The sequence below is a fragment of the Amycolatopsis sp. NPDC004625 genome, assembly GCF_040609695.1.
In the GTDB taxonomy this organism is placed as follows: domain Bacteria; phylum Actinomycetota; class Actinomycetes; order Mycobacteriales; family Pseudonocardiaceae; genus Amycolatopsis.
In genome coordinates this window covers 1-12,086 of sequence record NZ_JBEXKX010000101.1, presented here as the reverse complement: position 1 = coordinate 12,086, position 12,086 = coordinate 1, and the positions used below count along the sequence as shown (strand labels likewise).

Sequence of the window (12,086 nt, the reverse complement as noted above, 5' to 3'; positions counted from 1 at the left end):
GGCTGGGGGTGGGGGCGGCGGCCGGGGGCGGGGGGGGCCGGCTCCCGGCCGCGGGTGCTGACCGCGGACGTACGCGGTCGTGTGTGGAAAGGCGCGTTCTACCCCGCGTTACCACTCACGACCAGCCGCGGGAGACCGCCGGGCCGCGGGGTGCCGCCGAGGGGGCAGCACCGCGCGGCCCGGTCCGGGCGGCTCGGTCCGCGCGGCCCGGTCCGGGCGGGCCGGGCGCCTTGGGAGCGGCACCCGACCCGAACCGGCGTCAACCCAGGTCCGGGCCCTTCGAGCGCAGGTCGTCCACCTTGCTCATCGCTTGCCGCAACTCGCCCAGCCAGCTGTCCGCGTGCTGGCCGACCAGCCGGACCGCCCACGCCAGGGCATCCGAGCGCGATCGGGCCACGCCCGCATCCACCAGCGTGTCCAGCACCAACCGCTCCGGCTGGCGCAAGCGCGTCATCACCGGCGCGGAATGCGTCGTGAACAACGCCGTCGTTCCGCCCAGGCGCGCGCCCCACGCCACCTTGCGCTGGTACCTGTGCTCCGCCTGGCGAGCGATTTCGATGCGCTCGTCGCGCGTCTCCTCGCGGTAGCGGCTGATGCGGCCCTCTTCGGCCGCCGCGCGGGCCGCGTCGTCCGCGTACTCCTCCGTCAAGGCCGGGAGCTCGCCGACCACGATGATCTCTTCGCGGTCGACCGTGACCTCCGGTGCGCCCGTGAACCAGCCGTCGGGCAGGCGGCCGCCGAACCAGGCCGCCGCGTCGTCCGCCGGCGGGACCTCGGCCTGCTGCCAGCCCCGGCCTCCGCGCCATCCCCGTCCCATGTCGCACCTCCGCGATTACATGATTACATCGCTACCGAAGCTACGCCGGAAACCACGCCATCAACACCGCGTTCTCCCAGGGCGATCAGAGCTGGGCGGCCAGCTCCGCCGCGGACGCGACGGGCCGGTCGCAGACGTACCCCCGGCACACGTACGCCGCCGGGGCGCCGCCGACCAGGGGACGGTCGGCCAGCAGCGGCACGCCCGGCGCGTCCGGCTCGCCGGCCAGCACGATGCCGCCGCCGTGCACGCCCCGGGCCGCCGCCAGCCGCAACGCCGGGTCCGCGCCCACCACCGCGACCTGCACCGGGCCCGCCTGCAGCGCCTCGGCCACCGACAGCCAGTGCCCGGCGAACCGCGGCACCCGCCCGGCCAGCACCCCGGCCCGGCGCAGCGCCTGCTCGGCCGCCTCCCGGTACCGGGCCGCGCTGTCGTACCCGGCGAGCGCCGACGCCGTCAGCAACGCCCCGGCCAGCGCGGAAGCCCCCGACGGGCTCGCGTTGTCGCCGGGGTCGGCCGGGCGCTGGACCAGCGTCTCGGCGTCGTCGGCCGTGTCGAAGTACGCGCCCGGGACGTCCGGGGACGCGAAGTGCGCCAAGGCCAGGTCGAGCAGCCGGGTCGCTTCGTTGAGCCACTCCGCCTCGCCCGTGGCCTGGTGCAGGGCCAGGAAACCGTCGGCGACGCAGGCGTAGTCCTCCAGCACCCCGGCGGATTCGCCCACGACGCCGTCCCGCGAACTGCGCCGCAACCGGCCGTCCACGACGTGCACGCGCAGCAGCAACCCGGCCGCGCCGGCCGCCCACTCGATCCACTGTGGACGATCGAGGGCGACGCCCGCCTCGGCCAGCGCCGCGATCGCCAGGCCGTTCCAGGACGCGATGACCTTGTCGTCCCGGCCCGGCTGCGGCCGCTTCGCGCGCTCCTCCAGAAGCTTTCCGCGCAGCGCCTCCGGCAGGTCGCCGAACAGGCGCAACGTCGAAGCACCCTCCTCGAAGGTCCCTTCTTCGGTGACGCCGAAGAGCTCGGCCGCGGAGTCGTCGCCGGTCACCTCGCGCAGCTGCGACGGCGTCCAGACGTACGTCAGGCCTTCGACGCCTTCGGTGTCCGCGTCCAGCGAAGACGCGAATCCGCCTTCGGGCGTCCGGAGGCTTTCGAACAGGAAACCCGCCGTTCCGGTGGCGACTCGTAGCGCCGTCGCCGAACCGGTCCGCCGCCAGAGGTGCGCGTAGAAGCGCAGCAGCAACGCGTTGTCGTACAACATCTTCTCGAAATGCGGCACGATCCACTCGGCGTCGACGGAGTAACGCGCGAAGCCGCCGGCCAGCTGGTCGTACAGCCCACCGCGGGCCATCGCCTCGGCCGTCTTGTCCACAAGGGACAGTGCAACCTCCGACCCGGTGCGTTCGTGGTGGCGCAGCAGGAACTCCAGGACCATCGACGGCGGGAACTTCGGGGCGCGGCCGAACCCGCCGTTGACGCCGTCCGCCTCCTGCTGCAGCTTCCCGACCGCACCGGCCAGCACCGCTTCGTCCACAACGGACTCCTTGAGCGGCCCGGTCTGCTCGGCGAGGTGGGCGACGATCTGCTTGGCGCCGTCCAGCAGCTCGTCCGGCCGCTCCCGCCACGCCTCGGCGACGGCGGCGAGCAGCTGCCGGAACGACGGCATCCCGGGCCGCGGCGACGGCGGGTAGTAGGTGCCGCAGTGGAACGGCTCGCCGTCCGGGGTCAGGAAGCAGGTCATCGGCCAGCCGCCCTGCCCGGTCATCGCCTGGGTGGCGGCCATGTAGACGGCGTCGATGTCCGGCCGTTCCTCGCGGTCGACCTTGACGTTGACGAAGTTCCCGTTCATCAGGGCGGCGGTCCCGGCGTCCTCGAACGACTCGTGCGCCATGACGTGGCACCAGTGGCAGGCGGCGTAGCCGACGGAGAGCAGAATGGGCACGTTCCGCCGTTTCGCCTCGGCGAGCGCTTCGGGCCCCCACGGCCACCAGTCGACGGGGTTGTCCGCGTGCTGGAGCAGGTACGGGCTGGTCGCGTGCGCGAGGCGGTTCATGGATCCAGGGTCGCACGCCCTATTCCACAGGACGACCCGAGGATCTTCACGGCTGAGGATCGACGGTCTTCAACACGGCGAGCACGGTCTGGATCTCCCGGGTGGCAGCGTCACGATCGTCATCGGTGTCGTGGAAGTGCATGGTCTTGTTGCGAATCAAGCGCACATCGTCCAAGCGCTGCAAGAACGTGTCCCGGTGCAACATCCATCCGGTAGCGGACCAGACATCGTCGCGCTTGAGCAGGCCTATGTAGTCCACGAAGTTCAACCCCTTGGTGGTGAGCTTCATGATCCTCGCCTCGTCACCCGACAAGCCGTATTTGCCCGAGGTCTCTTTGATCTTGCGCAGCGCGTCGGTCAACGCCCGGCGCAGCCGCCTTTCCACTTCCTGCAGGAGCGCATAAGGGCGAAGTTCCAGCTCGAACCGGTGAGCGAGATCGAAACCTGTGACGATGCCCGACAGTGAGCCATCCGGTTTGAGCACCAGCACACAGCCGTGTGCCGCCACGTCACCGAGGCAGTCGACCAGCGGTTCGTCGGTGCGGATCGATCGGACACGCTGCACCGCGGCGTCTCGGACCAGCGCCTTGGGAGAACGGCAGGTTGCGCCGATCTCCCGCCACGAGATCGTTCCGCACGGGTGCCCCTCGGTACTGAGCACCGGCAACTGGTCGAAGTCATGTTGAGCCATGAGACCTACCGCGTGGGTGATCGAGTCGGTCAGGTTCACGGTGATCACCTTCCTCCGCGCGGACGGGAGCCTGCCGACCGTGATCATCATCGCGGCCGGGTCGGCCGGCGAATCGTCCGCCTCAGCCCCGGCGACCGCCAGCTCGAAACGGCGGAGATCACCCGGTTCTTCGGCGAACTCCGGCGCCAGCTCTTCAGGCCCAGCAGCTTCCAGTTCGAGCGCAGCCGTCTCTTCGCCCCGGGCACGTCGATCACGCTCAGGTGCGGTGCCGATCGGCACTACGGCAACTTTGTCATCGATACCCACCTCGGTGAACGGCGGCACGGTCGAGAGGCCGAACTCGGCAAGGTCATGCCGTATCTGGGCGATGGCCGACTTCGACCTGCTGACGACGTCCCAGACGCCGATGAATTCCCTGACGGTGAGTTGAACGGTCTGCCCGGGAGGCGTTTGCTCCACAAGCTCGGCGAGTTCCTCGGCGCCGAGAACAAGCCCGTCAGCGCTTTCCGGGCCGCCGGGATCGGTGCCGCGCTCCGCAAGTTCTGCGATTCGCGCCGCGGCGTCGAACCGGCGCAGCTCGCTGACGGTCAACAACGATCCCAGCGAAGCACGCAGGTCGGCGCGGATCTGATCACGCGGAAGGTCCGCTCTGAGCCACTCCACCTCTCGCACATGTCGCTGCTCTGGCGGAGCGTCCGCCCGGTACCGGTATGACCCGAGCACGCGACCGAAAGCCAGTTTCCGGTCTTTGCGAGGCAGGACAACGAGGTCTCCCTTCGCAATCACCGAGCGGAAGCGCCAGAGCTGTCCCTGCCAGTTGCTGATCACTCGAGGATTTTCGCGGGGGTAAGCGATCTCCAAGACGTTTCGCAGCTCGTCCCAAGAATCGACGGCCGTCAGATCACCGACTTCCGCCCAACCCGCTATGACGAGCCCCGCACGCAAACACTCGGCCTCCCGCTCGCCATCGGCGCCGGCGCGAATCATCCAAGCCCGTGGCGTCATGAATCCCTCCCCGATCTCAACGCCAATCGCGCTGCCTCGCAGCTGGGCACCACTGTAGTCGAACAGGCACGCTCGGTGCGGAGCGTTCATGGATCCAGGGTCGCACCCGGGAAAACCGGGCGCGCGGTCGCCGGGTGCTCCGCCACACTGGGCCGGTGTTGCTGACCATCACCACCACCCGGCACCCCGCCACCGACCTGGGGTTCCTCCTGCACAAGCACCCGGAGAAAGCGCAGTCGGTCGCGCTGTCGGCCGGGACCGCGCACGTCTTCTACCCGGACGCCGCGGCGGATCGGTGCACCGCGGCGCTGTTCGTGGAAATCGATCCCGTCGAGCTCGTGCGCGGGGGCGGGACGTCGCTGACCCAGTACGTCAACGACCGTCCCTACGCCGGGGGCTCGTATCTCGCCGTTGCGCTGCGGGCCGCCTTCACCACGGCGCTCGCCGGGCGGTGTTCGGCGCGGCCGGAGCTCGTCGACGAGCTCTTCGACCTCGAAATCAAGGTGCCGTCGCTGTCCGCGCGGGGTGGCCCCGAGGTCGTGCACAAGCTGTTCGAGCCGCTCGGCTGGCGCGTTTCGGCGACGCCGATCCTGCTCGACCCGCAGTTCCCGCAGTGGGGCGACAGTCGCTATGTCGACTTGACGCTCGCCGGGACCCAGCGGGTCGCCGACGCGCTGCGTCACCTGTACGTCCTGCTGCCCGCCCTCGACGGCGACAAGCACTACTGGGTCGGCCAGGACGAGGCCGACAAGCTGCTGCGCGCCGGCGACGGCTGGCTCGCCGGGCACCCCGAGCGGACGCTCATCGCGAACCGCTACCTCGAACGGCGCCGGCCGGTCGTGCACTACGCCCTTTCGCGGCTGGCCGAGGCCGACGACGTCCCGGCGGAGGCCGAGGCGCTGGTCACCGAGGCGCCGGACAAGCCGGAGAGCCTCGCGTCGCAGCGGCACGGCAGCGTGCTCGCCGCGCTGCGGGCCGCGGGCGCCCGGCGCGTGCTGGACCTCGGGTGCGGCTCCGGTGCGCTGCTGCGCGTTCTCGAGCAGGAGCGCTCGTTCACCGAGATCGTCGGCGTCGACGTCTCGAGCAGCGCGCTGGCCGTCGCGGAGAAGCGGCTGAAGGACGACTCCCGCGTCACACTGCGGCAGTCCGCGCTGACCTACGCCGATCCGGCGCTGGCCGGGTTCGACGCGGCCGTGCTCATGGAGGTCGTCGAACACGTCGACGAAGAGCGCCTGCCGGCCTTGGAGCACGCCGTGTTCGGGGTCGCGGCGCCGCGCACGGTGCTCGTCACGACGCCCAACGCGGAGTACAACCGGCTGTTCGAGTTCCTGCCGATGGGGCATTTCCGGCACGCCGACCACCGGTTCGAATGGACCCGAGCCGAGTTCCGCGCCTGGGCGGACGGCGTCGCGACCCGGCGCGGCTACGACGTCCGGTACCTGCCGATCGGACCGGAGGACCAGGAATCGGGACCGCCGACCCAACTGGCGGTCTTCACCACCCAAAAGGAGGTGGCCGCGTGAAACTGACCGTCCCCGACATGGCGCTCGTCGTGCTCGTCGGCGCTTCCGGCTCCGGCAAGTCGACGTTCGCGCGCACGCACTTCGCGCCGACGCAGGTGCTCTCCAGTGACTTCTTCCGCGGGCTCGTCGCCGACGACGAGAACGACCAGTCGGCATCAGCCGACGCCTTCGACGCCCTGCACTACGTCGCGGCGAAGCGGCTCGCGGCGGGCCGGACGACCGTCATCGACGCAACGAACGTCCAGCGTGCTTCGCGCGCGAGCCTGGTGAAGCTCGCGAAGGAGCACGACGTGCTGCCGACGGCGATCGTGCTCGACCTGCCGCTCGGCGTCTGCGTCGCGCGCAACGCCGGGCGGCCGGACCGCGACTTCGGCGACCACGTCGTCCGGCGGCAGCGCGGCGAGCTGCAGCGGTCGCTGAAGTCGCTGGAGCGCGAAGGGTTCCGGCGCGTGCACGTGCTGCGGTCCGAAGCCGAGGTGGCCGAGGCCGAGATCGTCGTCGAGCCGCTGCGCAACGACAAGCGCGAGCTGACCGGGCCGTTCGACGTGATCGGCGACGTCCACGGCTGCGCGGCCGAGCTGGAGGAACTGCTCGCCGAGCTGGGGTACGCCGACGGCGTGCACCCGGCGGGCCGGACGGCGGTGTTCGTCGGCGACCTCGTCGACCGCGGCCCGGACACCCCGGGCGTGCTGCGGCGCGTGATGGGCATGGCGCGGTCCGGCAACGCCCTGGTCGTGTGCGGGAACCACGAGCAGAAGCTGGTGCGCGCGCTGCACGGGCGGAAGGTCAACGCCGCGCACGGGCTCGCCGAGTCGCTGGAACAGCTCGCCGCGGAAACCGAGGAGTTCCGCCGGGCGGCGCACGAATTCTGCGACGGGCTGATCGCGCACTACGTCCTCGACGGCGGCAAGCTCGTCGTCGCGCACGCGGGGCTGCCCGAGCGGTACCACGGGCGCGCGTCCGGGCGGGTGCGCAGCATGGCGCTGTACGGCGACACGACCGGCGAGACCGACGAGTACGGCCTGCCCGTGCGGCTGCCGTGGGCCCGCGACTACCGCGGCTCCGCGATGGTCCTCTACGGGCACACACCGACGTTGGAGCCGGAGTGGGTCAACAACACGATGTGCCTCGACACGGGTGCGGTGTTCGGCGGGAAGCTGACCGCGCTGCGCTACCCGGAGCGTGAAGTCGTCTCGGTGAAGGCGCACCGCGTCTGGTACGAGCCTTCGCGTCCGCTGGATTCTTCACGGCCGCTGGGCGGACGTGAGCCGGCGGTGCTGGAGCTGGCCGACGTCACCGGGAAGCGGATCGTGCAGACCGCGCACCACGGCCGGGTCGGCGTCTCGGCGGAGCAGTCGGCGGCGGCGCTGGAGGTGATGAGCCGGTTCGCGGTCGACCCGCGGTGGCTGGCGTACCTGCCGCCGACGATGGCGCCGTGCTCGACGTCGTCGCGGGCGGACCACCTGGAACACCCGGAGGAGGCGTTCGCCGAGTACCGGGCGGCCGGGGTGGAACGCGTGCTGTGCGAAGAGAAGCACATGGGCTCGCGGGCGGTGGTGCTGGTCTGCCGGGACGAGGAGGTGGCGTACCGGCGCTTCGGGATCCACGGCGGCGGCGCGGTGTACACGCGGACCGGGCGGCCGTTCTTCCCGGCCGGGCTGAACGCCGAGCTGCTGGCCGACGTGCGGACCGCGGCGGCCGGGCTGTTCGAGGAGCTGGATTCGGGCTGGTTGCTGCTCGACGCCGAGCTGCTGCCCTGGAGCGCGAAGGCGGGCTCGCTGATCGCGGACCAGTACGCGTCGGTGGGCGCGGCCGCCCAGGCGGTGCTCCCGGCGACGGTTTCGGCGCTGGCGACGGCGGCCGCACGCGGCATCGACGTCTCGGAGCTGCTGGCGCGGACGGCGTCCCGCTCGTCCACAGTGGACGCCTACCGGACGGCGTACCGGCGCTACTGCCGGCCGACGTCGGGGCTGGACGGTGTCCGGCTGGCGCCGTTCCAGCTGCTGGCGTCCGAAGGGACGGCCTACCACGACCGGCCGCATTCGTGGCACCTGTCGCTGCTGGACCGGTTGTCCGGTCCGCGGTTCCAGCGCACCCGGTCGCTCGAGGTCGACCTGACGGACACCGCGTCGATGGCGCGGGGTGTCTCGTGGTGGGAGGAGCTGACGGCGGACGGCGGCGAAGGCATGGTCGTCAAGCCCGCGGCGAACCTGACCCGCGGGACGCGCGGCCTGGTCCAGCCCGGGGTGAAGGTGCGCGGGCGCGAGTACCTGCGGATCATCTACGGCCCGGACTACACGCTGCCGGACAACCTGGAGCGGCTGCGCAAGCGGGGCCTGAACCGCAAGCGCACGCTGGCGCTGCGCGAGTACGCGCTGGGCCTGGAGGCCCTGGAACGCGTCGCGCGCGGCGAGCCGCTGTGGCGGGTGCACGAGTGCGTGTTCGCGGTGCTCGCCCTCGAGTCGGACCCGGTGGACCCGCGGTTGTGAGCTAGTCGGCCTTGGTGGTGGCCGAGGAGTCCTTCACGGGCTTCTCGGCCGCCTCCGGCTCGGCCTTCTCCGCGGCCTCGGGCTGCTCTGGCGCGGCCTCGGCCGGCGGGTCGTCGAAGCTGGCCGGGACGCGCTTGAGGTGCTTCGTCATCGAGCGGACCAGGAAGGCCACCGCGATGAGGAACAGGATCAGCACCAGGAAGCCGACCGGGGAGGACTTGCCGAAGTCCTCCCCCTGCCCGCCGTTGTCGCCGTTGCCCGGCTGCTGCGTCAGGACGAGGACCGACGCGGTCACCGGAAGCGCCACGCCGGCCGGCAGCGTCAGACTCATGTGTTCACCTTCTCCTCGAGGCCGATGCCGGCGAACAGGTCGTCCTCCGGCAACGTGCTGTCGACCAGCGACTTGACCAGCTCGTACTCCTCGGTCGGCCAGGTCTCGCGCTGGATCTCCAGTGGCACGGCGAACCAGCGGCTGGTCGGGTCGATCTGCGTGGCGTGCGCCTTGAGCGCCTCGTCCCGCACCTCGAAGTATTCACCGCACTCGACGCGGGTCGTCACCCGCTCCATCACATCGGCCCGGTCCGGGTCCCACTTGGCCAGCCACTCGGTGTACGGCGACTCGAGCCCGGCCTCCTTCAGCGCGGAGTCGAAGGCCAGCATCCGGGCCCGCGAGAAGCCGTGCATGTAGTACAGCTTCAGCGGCTGCCACGGCTCGCCGGCGTCGGGGAAGCGGGCCGGGTCCGGTGCCGCCTCCCACGCCGCCATCGACACCTCGTGGGTGCGGATGTGGTCGGGGTGCGGGTAGCCGCCGTTCTCGTCGTAGGTGGTGATCACGTGCGGGCGGAACTCCCGGATCACGCGCACCAGCGCCTCGGTGGACTCCTCCAGCGGGACGACCGCGAACGACCCCTCGGGCACCGGCGGCAGCGGGTCGCCCTCCGGCAGGCCGGAGTCGACGAAGCCCAGCCAGCGCTGGCTCACGCCGAGGATCTTGGCCGCGCGGGCCATCTCCTCACGGCGGATCTCGGTCATGTTCGCCAGCACGTCGGGCCGGTCCATGGCCGGGTTCAGGATGCTGCCGGCTTCGCCCCCGGTGCACGTGACGACCAGCACTTCGTGCCCCTCGGCGGCGTAGCGCGCCATCGTGGCGGCGCCCTTGCTCGACTCGTCGTCGGGGTGCGCGTGCACGGCCATCATGCGCAGGCGCGGGTTGGCGGTGTTCCTCAGCTCGTCGGCGTCCACCATGCTCCGAACGACTCCCCTTCTGCCCTTATTCCGCGACCCACCTGCGGGCCGCCCACCCAGCGGGCGGATACTCGGGTCGTACCCGCAGCTCCATTGTCCAGGCGGGTACGACAAGAACGAGCAGGAGGCCCGGGTTGGCAGGCGGACCGGCGGAGGCGGCAGCGCCCGCGCTGCTCGCGGACCGGTACGGCACCCAGCGCGCCACGCCGTCCCGGCGCTGGCGGCGCTGGCTCTTCCTGGCCATCGCCCTGCTGGTCAGCGGCCTGATCGCGTGGGTCGCGTACGTGAACCTGGGTTCGGCGCCGATCGACGCCGAGCGCATCGCGTTCGCCGCGAAACCGGGCAACGCGATGGAAATCACCCTGAACGTCACCCGGGACGACGACAGCAGGCCGGGCGTGTGCGTCGTCCGCGTCCGCGACAAGACCGGCGCCGAGAGCGGCCGCAAAGAGCTCCTGATCCCCGCCGGCCCGAAGTACAACCGGATCAGCACGACGATCAGGAGCATCGGGGAACCGGTTACGGCAGACGTCTTCGGCTGCTCGTACGACATACCACGCTATCTGTCAACCCCATAGCGGCCAACGGGGTGAACCGCGCGCTCAACGCCCAGGGTGCGCGGAAATAACGGGCGTCGACCTCTCGCGCCGTGATACTCTGACCCCTCAGCACGGCCCGCGACGGGCCGTGTTTTTCCTTTATCTCAGCCACGCGGGCACCTACGCCCGCGTGGGCCGGCTTGAACACGCAAGCCTGGCAGGCCCGACGAGGAGATGGTGACCGTGAGCGACACCAAGGTGACCTGGCTCACCCAGGATGCCTACGACCGGCTCAAGCACGAGCTCGACGAAATGATCGAGAATCGTCCGGTCATCGCCGCGCGCATCAACGACAGCCGCGAAGAGGGCGACCTCAAGGAGAACGGGGGCTACCACGCCGCCCGTGAAGAACAGGGCCAGGCCGAGGCGCGCATCCGGCACCTGCAGGAGCTGCTGCGCTCGGCCAAGGTCGGCGAGGCGCCCGCGAACGACGGCACGGCCGGCCCGGGCAAGGTGCTCACCGTCCGCTACGAGGGCGACGACGAGGACGAGAAGTTCCTGCTCGCCACCCGCGAGGAGGGCGCCGAGGGCGAGCTCGACGTGTACTCCCCGGAGTCGCCGCTGGGCAAGGCCCTGCTCGGCGCCAAGGAGGGCGAGTCGCGCGAGTACGAGCTGCCCAACGGCAAGGTCCAGAAGGTGACCCTCGTCAAGGCGGTTCCGTACACCGACGACAAATAACGCGGCTAGCGTGTCCTCCCAGGATCCACGTTCTGGGAGGACCGACCGTGAGCACCGAACCGATGTGCCAGGCCTGCGGCATGCAGTACGCCGTGGCCCGTGACGACTGCCCGATCTGCGAGGACGAACGCCAGTACGTCCCGCCGTCCGGGCAGCAGTGGACGAACCTTTCCGCTCTGCGCGGAAGCGCCACGTTCACCCCGCGGATCGAGGAACAGGGCCGCGGCATCGTCGGCGTCGGCTCGAACCCCGGGTTCGCGATCGGGCAGCGCGCGCTGCTGGTGCGGGCCCGGTCCGGGAACTTCCTCTGGGACTGCGCGGCCTACCTCGACGACGCGCTGGTGGCGCAGGTCCGTGACCTTGGCGGCATCGAGGGCATCGCGATCAGCCACCCGCACTACTACACGACGATGGTCGAGTGGGCGCGGGCCTTCGACGTGCCGGTCTACCTGCACGAGGCCGACCAGCAGTGGATCGGCCGGCCCGACCCGGCGGTGAAGCTGTGGTCCGGCACTACCCTGGACGTCGCCGACGACCTGCGGCTGATCAACCTGGGCGTGCACTTCGCCGGCGGCACGGTGCTGCACTGGCCGGACGGCGAGGACGGCCAAGGCGCGCTGCTGACCGGCGACATCGTGCAGGTGATCGGCGACCGCACGCACGTCGGTTTCATGTACAGCTACCCGAACCTGATCCCCGAGCGCCCGCACATCGTGCGCCGCGCCGCGGAGCTGCTGGCGGGGTACCGCTTCGAGGCGATCTACGGCGCCTGGTGGGACGCGGTCGTGCGGTCCGACGGCTCCGAGGTCGTCCAGCGGTCGGCCAAGCGCTACCTGGCCCACGTCGCCGACCAGGCCTGAGCAGCCTGCCGCAGCTTGTCGTGGGGGTTTTTTGGGGGTTGAAAACCCCCAAAAAAACAACAACCGGGCGGGCGGTGGGTGGGGGGGGGGGCGCGCGGGGGGGGCGGCGGGGGGAAAGCGGGCGAC

10 protein-coding genes are annotated in these 12,086 nt (G+C 71.0%); 5 read left to right on the top strand and 5 right to left on the bottom strand.

Going from position 1 to position 12,086, the window contains the following annotated elements:
• Nucleotides 1-259 precede the first annotated feature (259 nt).
• From ABZW17_RS46115 to ABZW17_RS46105, 3 genes are all read right to left on the bottom strand, one after another.
• Nucleotides 260-817, bottom strand: coding sequence for a hypothetical protein (locus ABZW17_RS46115; RefSeq protein WP_354829203.1), 558 nt, complete (start codon nucleotides 815-817; stop codon nucleotides 260-262).
• 85 nt (nucleotides 818-902) lie between these two features.
• On the bottom strand, nucleotides 903-2,870 hold the full coding sequence (locus ABZW17_RS46110) for a thioredoxin domain-containing protein (protein WP_354829200.1): 1,968 nt from the start codon (nucleotides 2,868-2,870) through the stop codon (nucleotides 903-905).
• 46 nt (nucleotides 2,871-2,916) lie between these two features.
• Nucleotides 2,917-4,656 carry a CBS domain-containing protein gene (locus tag ABZW17_RS46105; protein ID WP_354829197.1) on the bottom strand — a complete coding sequence of 580 codons (1,740 nt, stop codon included), beginning with the start codon at nucleotides 4,654-4,656 and terminating at the stop codon, nucleotides 2,917-2,919.
• Between the two features lie 65 nt (nucleotides 4,657-4,721).
• Here ABZW17_RS46105 and ABZW17_RS46100 point away from each other — a divergent pair, with 65 nt between their 5' ends.
• On the top strand, nucleotides 4,722-6,089 hold the full coding sequence (locus ABZW17_RS46100; RefSeq protein ID WP_354829194.1) for a 3' terminal RNA ribose 2'-O-methyltransferase Hen1: 1,368 nt from the start codon (nucleotides 4,722-4,724) through the stop codon (nucleotides 6,087-6,089).
• Nucleotides 6,086-8,578, top strand: a complete 2,493-nt coding sequence (locus ABZW17_RS46095) for a polynucleotide kinase-phosphatase (protein WP_354829191.1) — start codon at nucleotides 6,086-6,088, stop codon at nucleotides 8,576-8,578. Before ABZW17_RS46100 ends, ABZW17_RS46095 begins: the two co-directional genes overlap by 4 nt.
• A 1-nt stretch (nucleotide 8,579) precedes the next feature.
• Here the strand turns inward: ABZW17_RS46095 and ABZW17_RS46090 are convergent, their stop codons facing one another.
• On the bottom strand, nucleotides 8,580-8,909 hold the full coding sequence (locus ABZW17_RS46090) for a hypothetical protein (protein WP_354829188.1): 330 nt from the start codon (nucleotides 8,907-8,909) through the stop codon (nucleotides 8,580-8,582).
• Nucleotides 8,906-9,823, bottom strand: coding sequence for a mycothiol conjugate amidase Mca (gene mca, locus ABZW17_RS46085; RefSeq protein WP_354829185.1), 918 nt, complete (start codon nucleotides 9,821-9,823; stop codon nucleotides 8,906-8,908). Before mca ends, ABZW17_RS46090 begins: the two co-directional genes overlap by 4 nt.
• 134 nt (nucleotides 9,824-9,957) lie before the next feature.
• On the opposite strand from mca, the gene ABZW17_RS46080 reads away from it, so the two are divergent.
• The 3 genes from ABZW17_RS46080 (at nucleotide 9,958) to ABZW17_RS46070 (ending at nucleotide 11,960) form a co-directional block, all read left to right on the top strand.
• Nucleotides 9,958-10,401 carry a DUF4307 domain-containing protein gene (locus ABZW17_RS46080; RefSeq protein ID WP_354829182.1) on the top strand — a complete coding sequence of 148 codons (444 nt, stop codon included), beginning with the start codon at nucleotides 9,958-9,960 and terminating at the stop codon, nucleotides 10,399-10,401.
• A 195-nt stretch (nucleotides 10,402-10,596) separates the two neighbouring features.
• Complete coding sequence (greA, locus tag ABZW17_RS46075; RefSeq protein ID WP_176174929.1) at nucleotides 10,597-11,100, top strand: transcription elongation factor GreA; 504 nt, start codon at nucleotides 10,597-10,599, stop codon at nucleotides 11,098-11,100.
• Nucleotides 11,101-11,147: 47 nt separating this feature from the next.
• The gene (locus tag ABZW17_RS46070; RefSeq protein ID WP_354829178.1) at nucleotides 11,148-11,960 is read left to right on the top strand and encodes an MBL fold metallo-hydrolase; all 813 of its coding nucleotides are present in this window, start codon (nucleotides 11,148-11,150) and stop codon (nucleotides 11,958-11,960) included.
• The last annotated feature ends 126 nt before the right edge of the window (nucleotides 11,961-12,086 follow it).